Raw genomic sequence first — 21,773 nt, forward strand, 5'->3', positions numbered from 1 at the left:
CCCTGCGCCGCGAACAGGCCGCGCCGAAGGGCCCAAGGTCGCCGCCCGCCGGGACCTGAGGCTCTGGAGCACTCCGCCGTGCGGGCAGAAGGTGTGGTGATGAACAGGATCGACTGGCCGCGCGACACGGCGCGGCGTCCGGTCCTCGCCGCGTGCGCCGGGCTGGTCGCGGTACTGGCGTACGCGGGCGCGGCCGCGCTGATCACCGGAGTGCTGGGGCTCGGGGCCGAGGTGACCGCGCGTCTTCCCTGGGGCAGTACGGTTTTCGCCGGGGTGGCGCTCGCGCTCGTCGTCGGCGTGCCGATGACGGTCGTCGCCTGCTTCGGCAGCCGCGGCAACGCGTACACCAGCGTCGCGGCGGTCGTCGCTGGCTCGATGCTCATCGGCTGGATCGCGGTCGAGATCGGCTTCGTGCGGACCTACAGCTGGCTGCAGCCGGTCTTCGCCTTCGCCGGGCTGCTCATCGCCCACGCCGGTCTCCGGCGGTTCAGGAGGACATCATGAAGACGACGCGGGTCCGGGACGTGATGACGTCCGAGGTCCATTCGGTACGGCGGACCACGCCGTTCAAGGCCGTGGCCGGGCTGCTGGCCGGTTACCGGATCAGCGCCATGCCGGTGGTCGACGACGAGCGCACCGTCGTCGGCGTCGTCTCCGAGGCGGACCTGATGCGCGAACAGGTCCCGCCGCGACGGTGGCGGCGCTCGCGCGAGCGCGACGCGCGTACCGCCGGGGAGCTGATGACGAGCCCGGCGATCACCGCGACCGCGGACACCACCGTCGCCGAGGCGGCCCGCCGGATGACGCGCGGGAACGTCAAACGGCTCCCCGTCGTCGACGCCTACGGCAAGCTGGTGGCGGTGGTCAGCCGGGCCGACCTGATCGCTCTTTTCGCGCGCCCGGACGAAGAACTGCGCGAGGAGATCGAACTCGAGGTGGTGGAGCGGGCGCTGTGCGTGCCGCGCGCGAGCATCTCGGTCTCGGTGACGGACGGGGTGGCGACCCTGTCGGGGAAGCTGGAACGCAAGAGCCTGGTGCCCATCGCCGAAACACTCGCCGCGCGCGTGCCCGGCGTCGTGGGGGTGGTCGGCGACCTCTCCTTCGACTTCGACGACAGCCGTGTCCGGGGCACCGAGCCGGCGAACGAAGGCGTCCTGCACGACGTGTGGCACCGGGAATGACACGGTCCCGGGAAGCGTGGCTGCTCGCTGCCGTGCTCCTCCTTCTGACGGCCGGTGCGATCGCGCGCCCCTTCGGCAGCATGCCCGCCGACGTGTTGTGGGCCGCCGCGGACCTGGTGGCCCTGGTCCCGGCGGTGTGGTGGGTCGTGGCCGACCTGAGGGCGGGCCGGTGGGGCGCGGACATCCTGGCGGTGCTCGCGCTGGCGAGCACGGTGGCGATCGGAGAGTTCCTGGCCGGGGCGATCATCGCGGCGATGGTGGCCACCGGGAAGCTGCTGGAAGCGGCGGCGGGCCGGCGCGCCCGCCGGGACCTGGCCGCGTTGCTCGACCGGGCGCCCCAGCGCGCGCACGTACGCCGTGCCGGGGAACCCGTGACCGTCGCGATCGGGCAAGTCGGCGCCGGCGACCGGGTCGTCGTGCGGCCCGGTGAGGTGGTTCCCGCGGACGGGACCTGTTTGGCGGACGGGCTTTTCGACGAATCCGCGCTCACCGGCGAAGCCGAACCCGTCGCGCGCGCGACCGGGGACGCGGTGCGCAGCGGCGTCGTCAACGCAGGCGCCGCCCTCGACCTGCTGGTCTCGGCGCGCGCGGACGCCAGCACGTATGCCGGGGTGGTGCGGCTGGCCGAACAGGCCGCGGCCGCTTCGGCTCCGGTCGCGAGGCTCGCCGATCGCGTCGCCGTCTGGTTCCTGCCGCTGTCGCTGTCGATCGCGGCGGCTGCCTGGCTGGTGACCGGCGAACCCGGGCGCGCGGTCGCCGTACTGGTGACCGCGACCCCGTGCCCGTTGCTGCTGGCGGTCCCGGTCGCGGTGACCGGCGGGCTCTCCCGCGCCTCGCGCGCGGGCGTGGTGGTCAAAGACGGTGGGGCGCTGGAACTTCTCGGCCGCGCGTCGCGCCTGGCCATCGACAAGACGGGCACGGTCACCGAAGGGCAGCCGGAAGTGGGTGCGGTCGTGGCGGCCCCGGGTGTCACCGCGAAGGAGGCGCTGGGCCTCGCGGCGGCGGTCGAGCAGTACTCGCCGCACGTGCTCGCCGCCGCGGTGGTCCGTGCGGCGCGACAGCGCGGAATTCCCTTGGCAGCGGCGGACTCGGTGACCGAGGAGCCAGGGTTCGGCGCGTGCGGCACGGTGGCCGGGGAACGGATCCAGGTGGGCAGGTTCGCGCCGGGCACCGCCCTGCCGTCGTGGGCGCGCGCCGCGGCCCGCCGCAGCCACCTGGACCTCGCGTCGCTGGTGTGGGTGCGCCGGCATGGTGAGCCGGTCGCCGCGCTGCTCGTCCGCGACCGGGTGCGCCCGGACGCGTCCCGGACGCTCCGCCGGTTGCGTGCCGCCGGCATCGACCGGGTCGTGCTGCTGACCGGTGACCGCGTCGACAACGCCACTGAGGTCGCCGGGCTGGTCGGGGTGGACGAGATCCAGGCGGGGGCCACCCCGGCGGACAAGATCGGGCGGGTCCGCGCCGAACGCCGGGACGGCGTTACCGTGATGGTCGGCGACGGCGTCAACGACGCGCCCGCGCTGGCGGCGGCCGACGTCGGGGTCGCGCTGGGATCGCGGGGGTCGACCGCGGCGGCACAGGCGGCCGACGCGGTGATCCTCGACGACCGGATCGCCCATCTCGCCGACGCGATGGAGATCGCCCGGCGCACGCGCCGGCTGGCGGTGCAGAGCGCCGGTGCCGGGACGGGGCTGTCTCTGCTCGCGATGGCCGTCGCGGCGTTCGGGCTGCTGGTCCCGGTGGCGGGCGCCGTGGTGCAGGAGGCCATCGACGTCGCCGTCATCCTCAACTCCCTGCGGATCCTGCGCGGCCGGAAGCCCGCGCGTGCCGCGGACCCGCTGCTGACCCGTTTCGCCCGGGAGCACACGGAACTGCTGCCGGTCCGGGCCGCCGTGCGGGACGCCGCGGACAGCCTCGCCGAAGGCACCGGGCCGCACGCGGACGCGGCCGTCGGGGCGGCCTACCGGCTCCTGGTGGGCCGCCTGCTGCCGCACGAGATGGCGGAAGAGCACCAGCTGTACCCCGTGCTCGACGAGGTGCTCGGCGGGCCCGAGACCACGGTGACGATGAGCCGCGGGCACGCCGAGATCGTCCGGCTGATCCGGCGGCTCGGTCGGCATCTCGCGGAGTCCCCGGCCGGGCTGGAGCCCGACCAGGTGGACGACGTGCGGGCCACGCTCTACGGGCTCGACGCGGTGTTGAACCTGCATTTCGCGCAGGAGGAAGAGGCCTACTTCTCGCTCGCCCCGCCTGCCAGGTGACGCAGGGCGCCGAGTTCCTGCTCGATCGTGCCGGACAGCAGGCCGGCTTTCGGGGCGGTGCCGACGTCCGCGGTGATCCCGAACGTCACCTTTCCCGCGTAGCTCAGGATCGCGATGCCGGTGCGCAGCCGGACGGCGATCGGCACGTACGGGTACAGGTCGACGACTTCGCGGCCCAGCAGGGAAAGCCGGTGCGCGGGGCCGGGGACGTTCGTGGTGACCGTGGTGATGGCGCGTTGCGGAAGTTTCGCGGCCGCGCGCAGCGCCCAGCCGACCGGCGGGAACGGGCCGTGCGCGGCGGTCGTCGTGACCGTGAGCCCGGCTTCCGCCTCCTTCTCCCGTTTCAGCGCGGTCAGCCGCCGGTGCACCGCGGTGAGCCGTTCGACCGGATCGGGCAGGTCCACCGGAAGGACCGGCAGCAGCAGCGAAATCTGATTGTCCATAGTGGACGAATCGCGCACGGAGACCGGGACCAGGCTGCGCACGGTGTCGGCGGCCGGGTCTTCGCCGCGGTCCAGCAGCACGGCTCGGAGCGCGCCGGTGACGGCGGCGAGTGCCACGTCGTTGAGGGTCACCCGGAAGTACCGGCTGATGGCGAGCAGGTCGGCGAGCGTGGTGTGCGCGAGCTCGTAGTGCCGCTGCCTGCCGACCGGGCCGGTGAGCGACGAAGACGCGGCGGGGACGAGCGCTGTCGCCAGTGCCGCCATCCCGCGCGCGGTGTCGGCGATCCGCCGGGCGAGCCTCTCCGGGGACAGCATCGTGCGCACCAGCACCGGTAGTTCGGTGAAGGGCCCGGTCACCAGCCGCCGCACCGCTGAGCCCAGCAACGTGAACGGGCCCGGTTCGTCTTCGGGCTGCCAGACGGGCGCCGGGGGAGCGGGCTCGACGCGGAAGAACAGCTCGTGCAGGGCGCTCGCGGACACGCCGTCGGCCAGAGAATGGTGGATCTTGGACACGAGCGCCCAGCGGCCCTCGGGCAGCCCTTCGACGACCCAGCACTGCCACAGCGGCCGGGAGCGGTCCATCCGCTCGCTCATGATGAGCCCGACCAGTTCGCACAAGGCGCCCTCGTCGCCCGGCGCGGGCAGCGCGATCCGCTCGAACTGCTTCGCCGGGTCGAAGCCGGGGTCGTCGGCCCATACCGGCGGCCCGAGGTCGAAGGGCACCCGCCGCATCCGCTGCCGGTAGCGGGGCACCTGCGGCAGCCGTGCCGCGTACTCGGTGACGAGTTCTTCCTGGGCTGGCACGGGTCCTTCGAGAACGGCGATCGAGGCGATCGCCAGCGAGGATTCCGGTTCGGCGTCCTCGATTTCGAGGAATGCCGCGTCCAGGGGACTGAGCGTGTCCATGATCGCTCCTCAGTGCGAAGGGGCCCTGTTCCCGAGCACGGCCGGGGATGGCCCGTGGTGATCGGTTTCGTACTCGTGCCCGAGCGCGTCGAGTACGGCGCCGCCGTCGACGGTTTCGCGGTGCATCAGCTGGCCGGCGAGCGTGTCGAGCGCCGGCCGGTGCTCCCCGAGCAACCGGACGGCCCGCTCTTCCGCGTCGCGGAGCAGGCGCGCCACCTCTTCGTCGATGAGGTGCTGTGTCTGTTCCGAGTAGGTCCGGGCGGGTTCCTTGCCGCCGGGCAGGAACTCCCCTTCGCCGCGCGGGTAGCCGATCGGGCCGAGTTCGGGGGACAGACCGAACTCGGTGACCATCTTGACCGCGAGATCGGTCGCGCCGGCCAGGTCGTTGGCCGCCCCGGTGGAACCCTGCCCGAACACGACGAGTTCGGCCGCGCGCCCGCCGAGGCGGACCGTGAGCTGGTCGGTGAGGTAGGCCTCGCTGTAGAGGTGGCGTTCGGCCTCGGGGAGCTGCTCGGTGGCGCCGAGAGCCATCCCGGCCGGCAGGATGGTCACCTTCGCGACGGGGTCGGCGTGCTCGCACAGCGCGGCCACGAGCGCGTGCCCGGATTCGTGCACCGCCACCGAATGGCGTTCCTCCGGCAGCAGGGCGTTGGAGGTTTCCCGGCGGCCGAGCAGGACCCGGTCGCGCGCCGCGGTCAGGTCGTCCGGGGTGAGGATGACGCGGTTGCCGCGGACGGCGTTGATGGCACCTTCGTTGACGAGGTTGGCCAGATCGGCACCGGAGAAACCGGGTGTGCCGCGGGCGAGCCGGTCCAGGTCCACGTCGGGCGCGAGGCGTTTGTTCCCGGCGTGCACGGCCAGGATCGCCGCCCGCTCGGCCTGGTTCGGCAGCGGGACGACGACCTGCCGGTCGAACCGGCCGGGCCGCAGCAGCGCCGCGTCGAGCGTTTCCGGGCGGTTCGTGGCGGCCAGGACGACGACGCCGCTGTCCTGGTCGAAACCGTCCATTTCGGACAGTAGCTGGTTGAGTGTCTGCTCACGCTCGTCGTGGCCGCCGACGCCGCTGACGCCCCGGCGGCTGCCCACGGCGTCGATCTCGTCGATGAAGATGATGGAGGGGGCGCGGTCGCGGGCGCCGGTGAACAGGTCCCGGACCCGGGACGCGCCGACGCCGACGAACATCTCCACGAAGGCGGAGCCGGTGACCGAGAGGAACGGCACTTCGGCCTCCCCGGCCACCGCGCGCGCCAGCAGCGTTTTCCCGGTGCCCGGCGGGCCGACCATGATGACGCCGCGCGGGCCTTTCGCCCCGGCGGCGGCGTACCGCGCCGGGTCGCGCAGGAAGTCGACGATCTCGCTGACCTCCTGCTTGACGCCCTCGTATCCGGCGACGTCGGCGAACCGGGTGGTCGGCCGCTCGGCCTCGATGATCTTCGCCTTGGCACGGCCGAATCCGCCGAGCCCGCCCGCGAGTGAGCGTTGCGCGCTCCGCCCGCTCCAGGCGAGCAGCCCGGCGAACAGCAGGAACCCGCCGACCACCAGGACGATGGTGGTCCAGTTGGTGCCGGATGACGAGATCGTGCCGGTGATCACCACGTTGCGCGCCTGCAGCCGCTGCGCCAGCTGGGTGTCCCCGAGCGCCGTCGGCAGCTGGCTGGTGAACGCCGAGCCGTCGGCGAACGTGCCGTCCACCGCGCCCTTGTCGCCGATCTGCACGGTCTTCACCTGCCCGGAGTCCACTTTGGACAGGAAGTCGGTGTAGGACAGGGATTTCGTGGCTGGCGTGTTCATCAGGATGCTGGGCAGGAACAGCAGGCTCAGCGCCAGCAGCCCGGCGGCCGGCAGCAGCCAGGCCCGCCAGGCCGGCGGCTTCGGCGGGTCGGGTTTGCGCACCGGGTCCGGTGGGGGCCCCGGTTTCGCCGTTCGCGACATGCTGCGTCCCTTCCCGGGCGCTTCACGCCTGGTGTTCCACCGGCTCGCCGAGGGGCTTGAGGACGTCGGCGAGGTCGCGGCGTGGGGTGGCGGGGAGCGGGTCGGCGTTGATCGGCGCCCACCCGATCCGCAGCACCATCTGCGGGTAGCTGCCGCCGATCACCTTGTCCCGCACCACTTCCCAGGTGTCGCCGATCTCCAGCGGCTCGGTGAGCGGGCAGCTGGCGAGCCCGAGCGCGGTCGCGGTCAGCAGCACCGCGCTGGTGGCTTCGCCGGCCCGCAGCCGGGAGAGCCGGTCGTCGGAGGTGGTGCCCAGGACGAGCAGCACGTTCTCGTCGTCCTCACCCGACGCGCCCGGGGGCTGGCGGAGGGCGGGATCGGCGAACGGCCTGCCGGGTAGCGCGCCGGGTGTGTCGTCCGGCGCCGGGGTGTTCGCGCTCGGCACGCCGTCGGGCGCGGCGTGCCTGCCGCTCCACGCGGCCAGTTCCACCCGATACGCCGGATCGTCGGCATGTCGTTGCGCGGCCTCGAAAATCGCCCGTGCGAGGTGGTAGCGGGTGGCGTCCTCGGCGACACGCAGGAGCGTTCCTTCGCGCGCGGCGCGTTCGGACATCAGCTGCAGGGAACCGTCCGGCACGGGCCATGAACTGTGCCGCCGGCGGTCGGTGCGGCGCCGGGGGATCGCGGCGGCCAGCGAGATTTCCTCCTGCCCCGGCTCGTGCCGGTGCAGTTCGATCGCCGCCAGGTGTTCGGGTTCGGCGGGGTTGGGCAGCCGGTGCACCTCGGCACGCCAGCCCAGCACCCCGAACCCGATCCGCAGGTGGTGCAGCGCCGCGCCGCAGCTGATCAGCAGGTCCCGGCCCTGCGGATCGGTTTCGGCCAGCCGCAGGCCCGGGTCCGCGTAGAGGTGCAAGGTGCGTTCGCCCACCCGCCATTGCCAGGGCTGAGTGTTGTGGATCGACGGGGCACGCGCGGCGAGCGCGACGGCGGCCTGCACGGTGAAATCGTCGGGAAGTCCGCGGTCCATGACGAAACCTGCCTCGGGAACGGGAATCGGCCTACCGCTTCAAACTCGCACCGGGGCGGGGTCCCGAGCAGAGCCGGAATGCCCCGGCGCCAGGGACTTTCGGTCCTCCCCACTGCCTGCGCACCTGGGACGAACGCCTCTAGGAACACGGCCCCGGCGGGCGAGATTCTGCTTCGGAAATACGCCGAGGAGGGACCGTGATGGACTGGATCGGCCGCCGGCTCCGGTGGCTCACGTCGTTCGGGAACCCGCTGACCGGCCGCTGGGACCGGTTCGAGATGGGGTTGGTCATCGTCGCCGTGGCGCTGGCGTTGGGTATGGTGCCGGTCGCGCTGTCGATCGGATCGGCCGTGCGGGCCCAGACCGCCGCGCAGGCCGCGGAGGAACAGGCGAGCCGGGTGCCCTCGACCGCCGTCCTGCTCACCGACGTGCCGCAGGCCGACACCTCGCCCGCGACCCGGGTGCATACGGCGGAAGCCACCTGGCAGCTCCCGGACGGGCAGTCGCGGACGGGCCGGGTCAGCGCCGACGCCGGCACCCGCGCGGGCACCCGGGTCCCGATCTGGCTCGACCGGGCCGGGAACGCGGTCGCCCGCCCGCGGAGCACCGGCGACGCGCTCGGCACCGGGATCGGGGTCGGGATGTACTCCTGGGTGGCGTCGGTGGCTCTGCTGATCGTGCTCTGCTGGGTGGCCCGGATGCTGCTGAACCGACGCCGCCACGCGGATCTCGCCCGCGAATGGGCCACGTTCAGCCGTGACCTGAAGCGGTTCTGACGATGGATTCCCGCAGCGTCGGGGCGTTGGTGGTGGGTGTCGACGGCTCGGCGTCGGCGCTGGCGGCGGTCCGCTGGGCGGCGGCCGAGGCGGTGCGCTGGGGCCTGCGGGTGCGGCTGGTGCACGTGGCCGAACCGGTGCCCGCGGTCGCCGGCGACCCCGCCGAGGAGAGCGCCGGCCGGCGTGCCCGCGGCGAGCAGTGGCTGAACACCGCGAGCAGTGTCGCGTCGAGGACGGCGGCGGAGGTGGAAACCGTGCTGTACGAGGGAAACCGGCGGGACATCCTCGTGGAGGAGGCCGGCTGGGCGGCCGAACTGGTGCTCGGGTCACGGGGCAGGGGCGGCCTCGGACGGCTGACCGGCGCGTCGGCCGGACTCGCGGTGGCCACGCACGGGGGCTGCCCGGTCGTCATCGTGCGCGGGCCGGCGCGCGAGAGTGGCCACGTCGTCGCCGGAGTGGACGACGGGCCGGAGACCACGGCGGTGCTGCGGTTCGCTTTTCACCAGGCCCTGCGCTCCGGCACGGGCGTCACGGCGCTGCACTCCTGGCGGATCGCCGGCCACGGCGGCTCCGTCCAGGCCCAGTACCACGCGGAAAAGGCGTTGCGCGAAAGGGTTTCCGCGGTGGCGGCCGAGTTCGGCGGAATCGAACCGGAATGCCTCGTGGTGCGCGGCAAGCCGGAGGAAACCCTGCTCGAATTCGGCAGGCACGCCCGGTTGATCGTCGTCGGCACCCGCGGGCACGGTGGGCTCACGGGTTTGTTCCTGGGCTCGGTGAGCCAGTCCGTGGCCGGGCACGGCACCGCGCCCGTGGCCGTCATCCGCTCCTCAGGGACGGTGCGATGGTGGGCGCGGCTCGTGAACGCCGGGTCAGGGCACTAGCACCGCCGCGCCGTGCACGCGGTCGGCGGCCAGGTCGTCGAGCGCCCGGTCGGCTTCGTCCAGCGGGTACGGCGTGGTGACCACGTGCAACCGGTGCCGGGCGGCGAAGTCAAGGAAATCCCTTGCGTCGCCCCGGGTATTGGCGGTGACACTGCGCAGCTGCTTCTCCTGGAACAGGTGCCGCCGGTAGTTCAGGCCGGGGATGTCCGAAAGGTGGATGCCCGCCACGGCCAGTGTCCCGCCGCGATCCAGCGCTTCCAGCGCGGGCGGCACCAGCTCTCCGGCCGGCGCGAACAGAATCGCCGAATCCAGTGGTTCCGGGGGAACGCCGGCGGCGCCGCCGGTGGAAGCCGCGCCCAGTTCGAGTGCCAGCCGCCGGGCCCGCTCGTCCCGGGTGAGCACATGCACCGTCGCGCCTTCGGCAAGCGCGACCTGCATCGCGAGATGAGCGCTGGCCCCGAAACCGTAGATGCCGAGCCGCCCGCGCGCCGGCAGCCACGCCCGGCGCAACGCGCGATAGCCGATGATTCCCGCGCACAGCAAGGGAGCCAGCTCGGCGTCGGAGTAGCCATCGGGCAGCCGATGCGCGTACGCGGCGGGGACCGTGGCGTATTCGGCGTAGCCACCGTCGGCGTCCCAGCCGGTGAACTCCGGCGCGACGCACAGGTTTTCCGAGCCCTGACGGCAGTACCGGCAAACCCCGCAGGTGTGCCGCAGCCACGCGATGCCCACCCGGTCGCCTTCGCGGAAGTCCAGGACCTCCGCCCCGGTGGCGACGACCCGGCCGGCGACTTCGTGCCCTGGCACGACATCGGGCCGGTGCACGGGCAGATCCCCCTCGACCACGTGCAGGTCGGTGCGGCAGACCCCGCACACCAGGACCCGCACCAGCAGCTCGTCGGGCCCGGGCCGGGGCACGGCTTCCCTGGCCTGCTCGAACTTTCGTGCTTGACGAGTGCCGGGGGAGTGCACCCGCCAGGCACGCATGGTCTCCGCCACGGGGCTTGTCATCACGTCCTCCCAAGGGTTCCGGCTTCAGCGTCGCGGGACCGGGGCCCCGCATACAGGGCCGAAGGACCCCCGCGTGAGTGTCCGCCGGACCTACCGGGCCGTCCTCGCGCGTCACCACGCTGGGCGTTCCGACCTCGAACGAGGAGGGCGCGGGCATGTCTTGGTCCAGCGCGGAAAGAGCGGTGCTCACGCGCGCCGTCGGCGAAGCACCCTCAGTGCACAACCTTGTTCCCTGGACCGCGGAGATCCGCGCGGCCGGCGCCGACCTGTACGACCACGCCGGGGCGAGGCGGCGGCGCCACGACCCCGCCGGACGGGACCGGGTGATCTCGGGCGGCGCGGCGTTGACGAACCTCGAGCTTGCGCTGCGCGCGCTCGGCTGGGCGCCGGAAACAGTGCTGCTGCCGGACGCCGGGCGCCTGGATCTGCTCGCCCGCGTCACGTCGCCGCACCGGCACGAGGCGACCCCCGAGGAGGTCCGCCACTACTCGGCGATCTACCGCCGCCACAGCTACCGTTCGCCGTTCGCCGTCCGCGCCATCGACGAACAGGAGCGGCGGCGACTCGCGGCCGTCAGCGATGGCGCCATGGGCAGGATCCTCGACCCGGCCGCCGAATCCGCCCCGCTGGCCGAATTCCTTTCCCACGCCGGGCAGGCCCCGCGCGACGACGTGGCGTATCGGCGGGAACTGCGTGCGTGGTCGTCGCCGTTCGGTGAGCCGCACGGGAACTCCGCGTTGCCGTGGGCGCACCTGCCGGACACCGCGACGCTGGCCAAGCGGCTGGCGGCCGAAGCGCTCGTGCTGGTGCTGACGCCGGATGACACGCGCCGCGACCATCTTCTCGCCGGGCACGTCATGGAACAGATCTGGCTGGCCGCGGTCGCACGGGGCCTGGCGGGCTCGGTGCTCACCCGGCCCTTGCGGCTGCACCAGGTGCGCGCCGGGCTGGCCGCGGAGCTCGGCCTGGCCGGTTTCCCGCAACTCATCCTGCGGTTCGGTTACCCGGTCACGGGCCCAAGGTCCTGAGCCGAAGGGACTTGAAACCCTGCTGTGCGCCCGGGTTCCGGCGTTGTGCTGGAGGCGCCAGTGAAAACGAGGCGGAAGGAAGGCACCGATGCCCACACGGATCCCGCGGACCACCCTGCTCCCGGACGTCTTCCGGTTGCTGGAGGAGGAGTTCGGCGACCGGCATCCCATCCGGGTGGAGCACTACCTCGACGACGGCGCGTACGTTGTCCGGGCCGAGCTGCCGGGGATGGACCCCGAACACGACATCCACGTCACGGTCGAGCGCGGTGAGCTGAACCTGCGCGCCGAGCGGAAGTTCACCCGGCACGACCACGAACACACCGAGTTCGCCTACGGGGGATTCGCGCGGAGCGTGCGGCTGCCCGAGAGCGCGGACGTCACGCACGTCAAGGCCGCCTACGACGCGGGCGTCCTCGAGGTGCGTATTCCGGTGCGCGAGAAGGGAAAGCCGCACGAGATCCCGGTTAAGGCCGGTTCGTGAACGACGCGGGGCGTGCCGGTGGCCGCCGGCACGCCCCGTCCCTCGTGAGACGAAGGAGAAGACGATGGTGACCCGAGTGGCGATCAACGGGCTCGGCCGGATCGGGCGTGACGTCCTGCGCGGCGCGCTCGCCCGGCCCGGAAGCCCGATCGAGGTGGTGGCCGTCAACGACGTGGTCCCGCCCGCGGCGATGGCGCACCTGCTCGAATTCGACTCCACCTACGGCAGGCTCGCCTCGCCGGTGCACGCGCACGGTTCGGTGCTCTCCGTGGACGGCAAGGACATCCACGTCACCGACGTGGGCACGCCCGCCGGGCTGCCGTGGCGCGAGTTCGACGTGGACATCGTGATCGAGGCCAGCGGCAAGTTCCGGACCAGGGACGAGGCCGCCGGCCACCTCGAGGCCGGCGCGCGGAAGGTGATCATCACCGCGCCGGGCAAGGACGTGGACGCGACGATCGTGCTGGGCATCAACGACGAGAGCTACGACACGCGGTGGCACCACGTGGTTTCCAACGCGTCGTGCACCACCAACTGCGTCGCCCCGATGGCGATGGTGCTGCACCGCGCGTTCGGCGTGCGGCGCGGGCTGATGACCACGATCCACAGCTACACCAACGATCAGTCCCTTTTGGACGGTCCGCACCAGGACCCGCGGCGTGCCCGGTCCGCCGCGGTCAACCTGATCCCGACGAGTACCGGCGCGGCGCGGGCACTGGGCGAGGTGCTGCCCGAACTGGCCGGGCGCCTGGACGGCGTCGCCGTGCGGGTACCGGTGGAGGACGGCTCGCTGACCGACCTCACCGTCGAACTGGACGAGGAGGTCACCGCGGGCCAGGTGAACCACGCGTTCGCGGAAGCCGCGAACGGCTCGCTGAAAGGGATTCTCCGCTACACCGAACGGCCGATCGTCTCCCGTGACGTCATCGGTGACCCGGCGTCGTGCGTGTTCGACTCGGGCCTGACCAAGGCCGAGGCCAACCTGGTGAAGGTGTTCGGCTGGTACGACAACGAATGGGGCTACGCGCAGCGCACTCTCGACCTGGCGGAGCTGATCGCGGGCGCGCTGCCCGGCTGAGGAGTCCACAGTGGCCGGTGGGCACCGGAAGAGGTGAAGGACCATGACGACGAGGGTGCAGCCGCCGATGAGCCCGCGAGGGCGCCGCCGGCGCTGGATCGCGGCAGGAGTGGCCGTGGTGGTGGTCGCCGCCGCGGTCGTGGCCATCGTGTTCTGGCGCACGAGCGGCGGCTCCGGTGGCGGGACCGCGGGGCCCTCGGCGACATCGGTGACCACACCGGCGCCCTCAGCGCCCGCTTCGACGGTGACCGCCGCGCCCGCCGTACCTCCGGCCACCAGCGGATCCGTGCCGGGGTTCGCCTACGAACCGTTGTGGCCCTTCGCAGGCACCGCGGAAGCCGTGGCTTGGCAGGCGGAGTACCGCAGCGGGGGACACCAGCCGTGGCATCTCGACGCCGCGCTCACCGCGCAGTCGTTCACGCAGGACTTTCTGGGCTACGGCGGGGTCGACCTGGTCACGCGGCAGAGCGTGCAAGGGCGCGAAGCCTGGGTCGGCGTCGGGTACCGGGCGCCCAACGGGGCGGCGGCCACCGCGGCCGTCCTCCACCTGGCGAAGCTCGGCCCTGGCGTGGATGCGCCGTGGGAAGTCGTGGGCACGCGCGATTCCGTCCTGACCATCACGCGACCCGGCTACGGGGCGAAGGTGACGTCGCCCGTGACGGTGGGCGGGCGGATCACCGGTGTCGACGAGAACCTCGTCGTGCGGATCCGTGACCTCGCGAGCGGCCTGGTGGGGCAGGCGCCCGGCGTCCCGGCGGGTGGCGAGAACACGCCCTGGTCGGTCTCCGTGCCGTTCACCGCGCCCGCCCCTGGCGTGCTGACGATCGCCGTCGCCACCGGCGGGCACGTGACCGATGTCGAACGGTTCGCGGTCACCGGGGCCGTGGCCGGCTGAAGGTGGCACGGACCGGCACGGCCGAAGGTCCCGCGGTCTCGGGTCCAACAGCCCCAGACCGCGGGCGCCGGATTCTTTTAGCGTCACGGAAGAGGTGAGGGTGATGACATTCATCTGGCTGATCGTCTGGCTGGCCTACGGGACCCCGGACGTCGCGGCCTGGGGCCCGTGGAACGACTGGGGCGTGGCCCTGTTCGTGTGCCTGGCGCTCGACCTGATCGGCGCGCTCAGCGCCCGTGGCCGGATGACGGTCAAGCGATGACGGCTCGCACCGGTCACCCGTGAGTGAAGGGAACCCCGGCCATGCACGAAAAACGCTGGCACGTCGACATTTTCCTCGACGAGAACGACAACCGCACCCACGCCGAGGCGCGGCTGCGCAACCCTGACGAGACCGGGTTCACCGGCACGGGATACGCGCGGCGCAACCCGCGCGACCCCGGCGTGCCGGAGATCGGTGACGAGCTCGCCGTCTCCAGGGCGCTGGCCGATCTCGCGCACCGGTTGCTCGACGCGACCGCCGCCGACATCGAGGCGGTCACGCACAAGTCCGCGCACCTCGGGCACTGAAGGGACGGCATAGCGGTGATCCGCGCCCGCGCCGAGCGGTATTCCGCCACCGCGGTGCCCCTGAACGCGGCGGAAGCCTGCCATGCGGCGTCGGCGGAGGAGGTCGCGACGTGGCTCGGTACGGACTCCGCCACGGGACTGACCGCCGTGGAAGCGGATCGGCGCGCCCGTCTGCACGGCCCGAACGCCTTGCCGGATGAACCCGGGCCAGGTGCGTTTTCCCTGCTGCTGAAGCAAATCCGCGACCCGCTGGTCGCCGTGCTGCTCGCCGGGGTGATCGTGCTCAACGCGGTGATCGGTTACGTCCAGGAATCGCGCGCGCGGCAGGCCCTCGACGCGCTGGCCCGCATGGTGCACACCCAGGCGACGGTCGTGCGCGAGGGCATCGGCCTGCGGATCGCGGCGGAAGCGCTGGTGCCCGGGGACGTGGTGGAACTGACGGCGGGGAACCAGGTTCCGGCGGATCTGCGCCTGCTGGGGGCGCAGCTGCTGGAAACCGACGAATCGGCGCTGACCGGGGAGTCGGTCCCGGTGGCCAAGACGACCGGCCCGCTGCCGGAGCGGACACCGCTCGCGGACCGCGTGAACATGGCCTACTCGGGCACGATGGTCACCCGGGGCACCGGCCGCGCGCTGGTGACCGCCACCGGCGCCGGGACCCAGCTGGGTGCGATCCAGCGGCTGGTCGCCACGAGCGGCACCGTGGCGACCCCACTGACGCGGAAGCTGGCCGGGTTCTCGAAACAGCTGAGCACGGGCATCGTCGCCGTCGCGGCGCTGGCGTTCGCGGTGGGACTGCTGCGGAGGTCACCCGTGCCGGAGATGTCCACCGCGGCGGTCGCGCTCGCGGTGGGCGCAATCCCGGAAGGGCTGCCCGCCGCGGTGTCGATCGTCCTGGCCATCGGCGTGGTGCGGATGTCGCGGAGGCGCTCGGTGGTGCGCAACCTGCCCGCCGTCGAAACATTGCCGGATCGGTCGGCCAGTTCGGCGGTGTGCGCCGGTGTCAGCGGCGCGATGAGGACCTCGCGCCCGTCCCGCGGCACGACCGTGCGGCGCCGGTCTTCCGGCGGCGTGACCGGGCCGGAATCTCCCATCGCGGCAGCATTTCGCGGCCCGGTGCCCGGAGTAAGGGACCTTGGGCTTGCGGAGCGGGTTCTTTCGCCCTTGTGCGCCCCGCGCCCGGCGAGCTTCACTCCGGTCACGGAAAACGCTGGGCGGGAAAGGAGATGATCGGCGATGACCGAGCAGAAACCTTCAGCCGGAACCGATCCGCGCGCCGAGGCGATCGAGCGGTTGAAGAAGAGACGCGACTTCGTCACGCACGTGCTGGTGTACCTGCTGATGAACGGGTTCCTCGTGCTCATCTGGCTCCTCGTGACGAGCCCCGGTTTCTTCTGGCCGGTCTTCTCGATCGGGTTCTGGGGAATCGGGCTGGTGCTGCACGCCTGGGACACCTTCGGCCCGGCCCGGTTCAGCGAGAAACAAATCCGGCGCGAAATGGGCCGCCGTCCGTGACCCGCCGGGCGAGTCACCCGGTTGCGACCAGGGCGGGGCCACGCTCCGACAAGGGGTCACCGGCCGCGTCCGCTTTCCTCTGCGCGATCGGGATTCCTTGTGAGAGCGGGGGATCCCCGATCACGGTGGTCCGGATCCGTCACTGAACTCCGGGAAACGACATGGCGGAAACGATGCGGGCGCAGGACAGCCTCTGGCTGAACCTGGACGCGCCCGAAAACAGGCTGATCGTCACCTCGGTGCTGTGGACCGAACGGCCGGTCGACGTCGCCCGGCTGCGGGAGGTGGTCGCGGACCGGCTGCTGGCCCGCTTCCCCGTGTACCTGCGCCGGCCGGTGCGCGGCAGGCTCCCCGGGGTTGCCGCGCAGATGGGAGGACGATCCCGAGTTCCGCCTCGACCGGCATCTGCTCGTGCGTGAGCTGCCACGGCCGGGCGACGCGAAGGGGCTGCAGGACTTCGTCGCCGCCGAGCGCGGGCGCGAACTCGATCCGCGGCACCCGTTGTGGTCGATCACCCTGCTGCGCGGGTACGGGCGGGGCGACGCGCTGGTGATGCGCTCGCACCACGCGATGGCGGACGGGATCCGGCTCACCCAGGTGCTGTTCAGCCTGCTGGACCCGCTCGAAGGCGCCGGGCCCGAGCCCGGCGCCCTGGTCGGCGGCTGGGTTCCGCACCACGTACGCAACCGGCATCCCGTGGCCGGGCTCGGCAGCACTGTCCTGCGAGCCGTGGACACGGCAGGCGAGCGGCTGAACACCTTGGCGGGCAAGGCAGGGCCGTTCGCCGAAGCCGCCGTGGCGGTCCCCGCCGCCGCGGGAGCAGTGGTGACCGGGGCCGCGGCGGGCGCACTGGCCGTGCTCGAACCCGCGCTGCCACCCTCGGCACGGCGGGCCGCCGGCCGTGTGGCAACGGCCGGGATGACGGTGGGCCGCAGCGTGGGCGGGCTCGCGAAGCTGTTCGGCCCGCGCGGCGGCGGGGCAGGGTGGGCCGGCGAGCCCGGGCGGGAAAAGACGGTCTGCTGGGGAGAACCGATGCCGCTGGACACGATCACCGCCATCGGGCGGCAGACCGGCGCTACGGTCAACGACGTGTGCACCGCGCTGGTGGCCGGGGCGTTCGACCGGTACGAAGCCGGCGGCGGGCGCCGCGACATGGTGTGGATGGTGCCGGTCAGCCTCCGCCGGTTCGACGCGGACCTGCCCGCGAAGCTCGGCAACCACTTCTCGCTCGTCCTGCTGCGGATGCCGCTGGGGCGCGCCGCTTTTCCCGAGCGGGTCGCCGAGGTGAACCGCCGGATCGCGCGGATCAGGGATTCCTGGGAGCCGGTGGTCAACCTGGTGCTGCAGGCGGTGGTCAGTCAGAGCCCGCCACCGGTGAGCACGGTGCTGGCCCGCCACTTCACCGACCGGGCCGCTGGTGTGCTGACCAACGTGCCCGGCCCGCGTGAGCGGATGGCGCTGGCGGGCGCGGAAGTCGGCGGGGTGGTCGGCTGGGCGCCTTGTGGCGGGCGGCAGGCCGTCACCGTGTGCGTGTTCAGCTACGCGGGGAAGGTGTACTTCGGGTTCGGGACCGACCGCAAGCTGATCCCGGACCCGGAGCGTCTCGTGGACGCGCTCGGCGCCGAACTGCGGGCTGCCGAAACGACCGTTTCCCCACTGGACGGTTGAAGGTCAGCGACGCTGGAGCTCCTCCAGGGTCCGGAGATCACGCCGGTAGGTCTCCTCGTCGATCTCGCCGCGGGCGAACCGCTCGGCCAGCATCTGTTCCGGCGCCGGGGGTGCCTCCTCGAAACTCCTGCCGGACGGCCTCCGGCCGAGCACGCGGACCAGGACGACGATCGCCGCCACGACCAGCCCCCAGAACACCAGGTTGCCGATGGTCGTGAGCGCGACGCCCCAGCCGTTCATGCCGTTGCCGTACCAGTACATCATCGTGGGCTCCTTTCCCCGGAGACCGCCAGCCTGGTGCCCGGGGACGGCGTCGGCGACGGGCCAAGGTCACGAGGAGCCGGGTACAACGACCCGGCCCGCTTCGTACGCTCGGCGCGCCGCTCACGGAACGTGGCTTGAGATCGGGCCGCCGTGCGGCCAGACTGGCCCCGCTCACGGATCGCTCGCCGAGGAGGGTGCCGGATGGGGTCATCGATCGCGCGGAACGCCGAACGGCTCCTGTACCGGCTGCTGGGCGTCAGCGGCACGCGCACCGGCTACACGCGCACGCCCGTCCGGATCCCGATGCGCGACGGAGTCGAGCTCGGGGCGGACCTGTACCGCCCGGCCGGTGACCCGGCCGGCACCCTGCTCGTCCGCGGCCCGTATGGCCGGGGCCTGGCGTTTTCCCTGTTGCTGGCGCGAATCCACGCGGCGCGCGGGTATCAGGTGCTGTTCGTCAGCAGCCGCGGCACGGCCGATTCCGCCGGTGAGTTCGACCCGATGCGCGACGAGGTTTCCGACGGGCACGACGTGGTGGGCTGGATGCGCGAGCAGCCCTGGTTCACCGGTTCGTTCGGCACGCTCGGCCTTTCGTACCTCGGCTTCACGCAGTGGGCGCTGCTGGCCGATCCGCCGCCCGAGCTGCGCGCCGCCGTGATTTCGGTGGGGCCGCACGATTTCAGCCGGCACACGTGGGGGACCGGCGCGTTCAACCTCGACCTCCTCTCGTGGAGCGACATGATCGTCCGCCAGCGGGACGAACAGGGCCCGCTGGCCTTGCTGCGACAGGGAAAAGCGCGCCGCGAGGTGCGCGAGCTGATGGACCGGCTGCCGCTGGCCGACGCCGCCGACGAGCGGTTCGCCGGGCGCGCCCCGTGGTTCCGTTACCGGGCAACGCATCCCGATCTCACCGACCCGTACTGGGCGCCGATGCAGCTGGACGCGGCGCTTGACCGGGCGTCGGTGCCGGTGCTGCTGATCGGCGGCTGGCAGGACATTTTCCTGACCCAGACCGTGGAGCAATACGAACGGCTGCGCGGACGCGGCGGCGACGTCGCGCTGTGCGTCGGCCCGTGGACGCACGTCGAGGTCATGTCGAAGGGCGCGCGCACCACCACGGCCCAGACGCTGGACTGGTTCGACCAGAAGCTCGCGGGCCGTCCTGGTCACCGGGCCGCGCCCGTGCGGATCTTCGTCACCGGGGCCCGCGAGTGGCGTGATCTGCCTGCCTGGCCCCCGGAAGCCACCGACGAGATCCTGCATCTGAACCCGGGCGGTTTCCTCTACGGCACGGCCGCGGATGCCGGGACAGCCGCGTTCACCTTCGACCCGGCCGTCCCGACGCCGACCGTCGGCGGCCCGCTGCTGGCGGGCGGCGGCGTGGTCGACGACAGCGAGCTGGCCGCCCGCCCCGACGTGCTCGCGTTCACCGGCCGCGCGCTGAACTTCGATCTGGAGGTGATCGGCGCGCCCGAGGTCGAACTGGTCCACTCCACGGACAACCCACACGCCGATCTGTTCGTCCGCCTCAGCGAAGTCGACGACAACGGCCGCTCGCGCAACGTCACGGAGGCCTACGTCCGGCTCGATCCCGCACGCGAGCCCGGACCGGTGCGGCTGACCCTGCGGCCCACCGCGCACCGGTTCCGTGCCGGGCACCGGATCCGGCTGCTGATCGCCGGGGCGTCGCATCCGCAGTTCGCCCGCAACCTCGGGACGGACGAGAACCCCGGAACCGGCGCCGAGTCGAAGCCCGCGACCCACACCGTCCACCACGTCGGCAGCTCACTCCGGCTCCCGGTGACCCGTCACTGACCACAGTGGACACTCGTCGGTCCGGAGTGGACAGACGCGTGGTGTTCCGGGAAAGTCCGTTACGTGCCTTTGCTTTCGCACTGTCCGGGGCAGGTGGTCGCGGGCCCCGGGCGTGGCTATAGTGAGCCTTCGATCATGGTGCGGTTCGCGTGCGGCGGAATCGTGCCCGGGGGGACCACCGCGGGGAAGGTGCGCGACCGATGAGCATGATGTTGCCCGATGCGCTGGCGTGGGTGCTGGACATGGTCGGGATCGACTGGCCGAACATCGACGAGGACCAGCTCCGCGAGGCGGCCGACGAGTTCCGGCAGATCGCCGGGGAGCTCGACGGGCACGCCGGCGAGGCGAAGGACGCGGTCGCCCAGCTGCTCGGCGCGAACTCGGCCGACGGTCTGGACCTCTTCGGCGAGCTGTGGGACAAGCTGGCCAACGGGCATCTGCCGCAGTTCGCGGAGGCGATGAAACTGCTGGCCGACGCGCTCGACGCCGGGGCGGGCCTCGTGCTCGCGCTGAAGATCGGGGCCATCGCGCAGCTGGCGATCCTGGCCGCGGAGATCATCGCCGACCAGGCCGCCGCGCCGTTCACCTTCGGCGCCTCGGAGGCGGCCATCCCGGTCGAGGTCGCGGCCACCAGGGCGATCATGAAGGGCCTGGTCGACACCGCGGTCGACGCGGTGGAGCAGCAGCTGGTCAACGCCGTCGAGGGGCCGGTGTTCGCCGCGCTGGGCAGCGCCGGGGAGGAGCTGGCAGGCCAGCTCCTCGGTGACACGGCGGGCGGTGACGGCGTGGATCTCGGCAAGGCGGCCGCCGCCGGGGGAGACGGGTTCAAGGAAGGCGTCGGCGAGAGCAAGGCGAGCCTGACGTCCTCGCACAGCGGCTGATCGTCCGAATCGAGGAGGACCGTATGCCCGGCAAGGGTTTCCACCTGAACACCCCGGATCTGCGCTCGGCGGGGTCGTCGCTGAACTCGTTCTCCGAGCGGCTGAAGGGGCACAACTCCCGGCTGGAGAGCGTCGGCGGCAAGGTGTCGGCGAACGGGCGCCGGGACAAGTCCGGGGTCGGGTCCAAGATCAGCGGTTTCGCCGACAAGGCCACCGACGTGTTCCGCAAGTTCCTCGGCGAGTCCTCGCGGGTCACCGGCCAGTCCGGCAAGAACCTGCACAAGGGCGCCGACGACCTGGACAAGACGGAAGACTCGCACGTCAGCACCATCAAGAAGCTGCACACCGACGCCAAGATCCCGGACAAACTCGCCACCATCAAGGAAGAGCCGCGGGTCCGCTTCGACGAGGACGCGAAGAAGCACGACGGCGGCGGAAAGTACCAGCCCCCGGCGAAGAACGACGCGACGAACCCGGAGAAAACGGGTGCCGGCACCCAGCACCTGACCAGTGGCGAAAGCTCGAACACGCACCCGCTCAAGACGAAGCTCGACGAGAACGACGATCCGCATCTGACGAAGGTGTCCGAGCAACAGGGCAAGGACCTCAACAGGCCGGGGGCCTTCTCCAAGAAGAACCGGCCCGGCATGGCGAGCTCGCTGCAGACCGGCGACCAGAACCTCGCCCACAGCAGTATGAAGAAGGGCACCCCGAAGCGGCACAAGCTCGTGGACCAGGTGCTGGACGAGCTGGCCACCCGCGACGAGAAGGGTGAGCTGCACCCGACCGGCATCGGCCCGGTCGGCAAGGGGCACGGCCGCTGCGCCGAGGTCGGGTCCATCTCCGACTACCTGCACAAGGTCGACCCGGACGGCCGGTGGACCGTCGAGGACGCGCGGAACCACTTCGAGCACGTCGGCGGCGCGACCGACGCGCACCGGCCGGGCGCGGACGAGCACTCGGCGATCGAGACCCCGCCGTGCGACAGCTGCAGCTACCTGACGAACCGGCTCGGGATCCACTCGATGGACTCGCAGACCGGAGAGGGTGACAACAAGGATCTGCTGAAGGACTACGACTGGGACAAGCGCAGCGAGACCCCCGGCCGGATCGGCAAGGGCGCCTGAGCCGCGCGGCGGGTTAGCGGACGGCAAAAACCG

23 protein-coding genes are annotated in these 21,773 nt (G+C 72.2%); 18 read left to right on the plus strand and 5 right to left on the minus strand.

The annotated features are described in order from the left end of the window. Positions 1-99 precede the first annotated feature (99 nt). The 3 genes from FPZ12_RS17890 to FPZ12_RS17900 are packed head-to-tail and all read left to right on the plus strand — an operon-like array spanning position 100 to position 3,439. A complete protein-coding gene (locus tag FPZ12_RS17890; protein ID WP_144748565.1) occupies positions 100-504 on the plus strand; it encodes a hypothetical protein in 405 nt (134 codons plus the stop codon). Further along, positions 501-1,181, plus strand: a complete 681-nt coding sequence (locus FPZ12_RS17895) for a CBS domain-containing protein (RefSeq protein ID WP_144748566.1) — start codon at positions 501-503, stop codon at positions 1,179-1,181. The genes FPZ12_RS17890 and FPZ12_RS17895 overlap by 4 nt, the downstream gene beginning before the upstream one ends. Next, positions 1,178-3,439 (plus strand): heavy metal translocating P-type ATPase, encoded by a 2,262-nt coding sequence (locus FPZ12_RS17900; RefSeq protein ID WP_144748567.1) that lies wholly within the window; start codon positions 1,178-1,180, stop codon positions 3,437-3,439. Before FPZ12_RS17895 ends, FPZ12_RS17900 begins: the two co-directional genes overlap by 4 nt. Here the strand turns inward: FPZ12_RS17900 and FPZ12_RS17905 are convergent. The 3 genes from FPZ12_RS17905 to FPZ12_RS17915 are packed head-to-tail and all read right to left on the minus strand — an operon-like array spanning position 3,409 to position 7,747. Beyond that, complete coding sequence (locus FPZ12_RS17905; protein ID WP_144748568.1) at positions 3,409-4,788, minus strand: wax ester/triacylglycerol synthase family O-acyltransferase; 1,380 nt, start codon at positions 4,786-4,788, stop codon at positions 3,409-3,411. The two genes, FPZ12_RS17900 and FPZ12_RS17905, sit on opposite strands and share 31 nt — an antisense overlap. Positions 4,789-4,797: 9 nt before the next feature. Beyond that, positions 4,798-6,720, minus strand: coding sequence for an ATP-dependent zinc metalloprotease FtsH (ftsH, locus tag FPZ12_RS17910; protein ID WP_144748569.1), 1,923 nt, complete (start codon positions 6,718-6,720; stop codon positions 4,798-4,800). 22 nt (positions 6,721-6,742) lie between these two features. Then, complete coding sequence (locus FPZ12_RS17915) at positions 6,743-7,747, minus strand: Acg family FMN-binding oxidoreductase (protein ID WP_144748570.1); 1,005 nt, start codon at positions 7,745-7,747, stop codon at positions 6,743-6,745. A gap of 200 nt (positions 7,748-7,947) precedes the next feature. Here FPZ12_RS17915 and FPZ12_RS17920 point away from each other — a divergent pair, with 200 nt between their 5' ends. Together FPZ12_RS17920 and FPZ12_RS17925 are read left to right on the plus strand one after the other, a co-directional pair. After that, the gene (locus tag FPZ12_RS17920) at positions 7,948-8,523 is read left to right on the plus strand and encodes an Rv1733c family protein (protein ID WP_144748571.1); all 576 of its coding nucleotides are present in this window, start codon (positions 7,948-7,950) and stop codon (positions 8,521-8,523) included. Positions 8,524-8,525: 2 nt separating this feature from the next. Further along, positions 8,526-9,404 carry a universal stress protein gene (locus FPZ12_RS17925; protein WP_144748572.1) on the plus strand — a complete coding sequence of 293 codons (879 nt, stop codon included), beginning with the start codon at positions 8,526-8,528 and terminating at the stop codon, positions 9,402-9,404. Here the strand turns inward: FPZ12_RS17925 and FPZ12_RS17930 are convergent. Beyond that, complete coding sequence (locus FPZ12_RS17930) at positions 9,393-10,391, minus strand: zinc-binding alcohol dehydrogenase family protein (RefSeq protein WP_208025894.1); 999 nt, start codon at positions 10,389-10,391, stop codon at positions 9,393-9,395. The genes FPZ12_RS17925 and FPZ12_RS17930 overlap by 12 nt on opposite strands. A 101-nt stretch (positions 10,392-10,492) precedes the next feature. Between FPZ12_RS17930 and FPZ12_RS17935 the strand changes: the two genes are divergently transcribed. The 10 genes from FPZ12_RS17935 to FPZ12_RS17975 all read left to right on the plus strand — a co-directional run bounded on the left by FPZ12_RS17935 (position 10,493) and on the right by FPZ12_RS17975 (position 17,653). After that, positions 10,493-11,443: a nitroreductase family protein gene (locus FPZ12_RS17935; protein WP_243769898.1), complete on the plus strand. Its 951-nt coding sequence runs from the start codon at positions 10,493-10,495 to the stop codon at positions 11,441-11,443. 88 nt (positions 11,444-11,531) lie between these two features. Beyond that, positions 11,532-11,927, plus strand: coding sequence for an Hsp20/alpha crystallin family protein (locus FPZ12_RS17940; RefSeq protein WP_144748574.1), 396 nt, complete (start codon positions 11,532-11,534; stop codon positions 11,925-11,927). A 64-nt stretch (positions 11,928-11,991) separates the two neighbouring features. Then, positions 11,992-13,005 (plus strand): type I glyceraldehyde-3-phosphate dehydrogenase, encoded by a 1,014-nt coding sequence (gene gap / locus FPZ12_RS17945; RefSeq protein WP_144748575.1) that lies wholly within the window; start codon positions 11,992-11,994, stop codon positions 13,003-13,005. Positions 13,006-13,048: 43 nt separating this feature from the next. Beyond that, entirely contained in the window at positions 13,049-13,900 is an 852-nt protein-coding gene (locus tag FPZ12_RS17950) for a Gmad2 immunoglobulin-like domain-containing protein (RefSeq protein ID WP_208025892.1), read from the plus strand. A gap of 103 nt (positions 13,901-14,003) precedes the next feature. Further along, positions 14,004-14,162, plus strand: coding sequence for a hypothetical protein (locus FPZ12_RS45630; RefSeq protein WP_166462802.1), 159 nt, complete (start codon positions 14,004-14,006; stop codon positions 14,160-14,162). A gap of 41 nt (positions 14,163-14,203) precedes the next feature. Then, a complete protein-coding gene (locus FPZ12_RS17955) occupies positions 14,204-14,470 on the plus strand; it encodes a DUF1876 domain-containing protein (protein ID WP_144748576.1) in 267 nt (88 codons plus the stop codon). A 15-nt stretch (positions 14,471-14,485) separates the two neighbouring features. Beyond that, entirely contained in the window at positions 14,486-15,700 is a 1,215-nt protein-coding gene (locus FPZ12_RS17960; RefSeq protein ID WP_243769899.1) for an HAD-IC family P-type ATPase, read from the plus strand. Between the two features lie 6 nt (positions 15,701-15,706). Further along, positions 15,707-15,985 carry a 2TM domain-containing protein gene (locus FPZ12_RS17965; RefSeq protein ID WP_144748577.1) on the plus strand — a complete coding sequence of 93 codons (279 nt, stop codon included), beginning with the start codon at positions 15,707-15,709 and terminating at the stop codon, positions 15,983-15,985. 161 nt (positions 15,986-16,146) lie between these two features. Further along, positions 16,147-16,404 carry a hypothetical protein gene (locus FPZ12_RS17970; protein WP_144748578.1) on the plus strand — a complete coding sequence of 86 codons (258 nt, stop codon included), beginning with the start codon at positions 16,147-16,149 and terminating at the stop codon, positions 16,402-16,404. Then, positions 16,343-17,653 (plus strand): WS/DGAT domain-containing protein, encoded by a 1,311-nt coding sequence (locus tag FPZ12_RS17975; RefSeq protein WP_150980389.1) that lies wholly within the window; start codon positions 16,343-16,345, stop codon positions 17,651-17,653. Before FPZ12_RS17970 ends, FPZ12_RS17975 begins: the two co-directional genes overlap by 62 nt. A 3-nt stretch (positions 17,654-17,656) precedes the next feature. Here the strand turns inward: FPZ12_RS17975 and FPZ12_RS17980 are convergent, their stop codons facing one another. After that, on the minus strand, positions 17,657-17,917 hold the full coding sequence (locus FPZ12_RS17980; protein ID WP_144751078.1) for an SHOCT domain-containing protein: 261 nt from the start codon (positions 17,915-17,917) through the stop codon (positions 17,657-17,659). Between the two features lie 201 nt (positions 17,918-18,118). On the opposite strand from FPZ12_RS17980, the gene FPZ12_RS17985 reads away from it, so the two are divergent. From FPZ12_RS17985 to FPZ12_RS17995, 3 genes are all read left to right on the plus strand, one after another. Continuing rightward, entirely contained in the window at positions 18,119-19,732 is a 1,614-nt protein-coding gene (locus FPZ12_RS17985) for a CocE/NonD family hydrolase (protein WP_144751080.1), read from the plus strand. Positions 19,733-19,932: 200 nt separating this feature from the next. Continuing rightward, positions 19,933-20,613 (plus strand): WXG100-like domain-containing protein, encoded by a 681-nt coding sequence (locus FPZ12_RS17990; RefSeq protein WP_144751082.1) that lies wholly within the window; start codon positions 19,933-19,935, stop codon positions 20,611-20,613. Positions 20,614-20,636: 23 nt separating this feature from the next. After that, positions 20,637-21,740, plus strand: coding sequence for a YwqJ-related putative deaminase (locus FPZ12_RS17995; protein ID WP_144751084.1), 1,104 nt, complete (start codon positions 20,637-20,639; stop codon positions 21,738-21,740). The last annotated feature ends 33 nt before the right edge of the window (positions 21,741-21,773 follow it).

Origin of the sequence: Amycolatopsis acidicola (genome assembly GCF_007713735.2) — a bacterium.
Taxonomy (GTDB): Bacteria; Actinomycetota; Actinomycetes; order Mycobacteriales; family Pseudonocardiaceae; genus Amycolatopsis_E; species Amycolatopsis_E acidicola.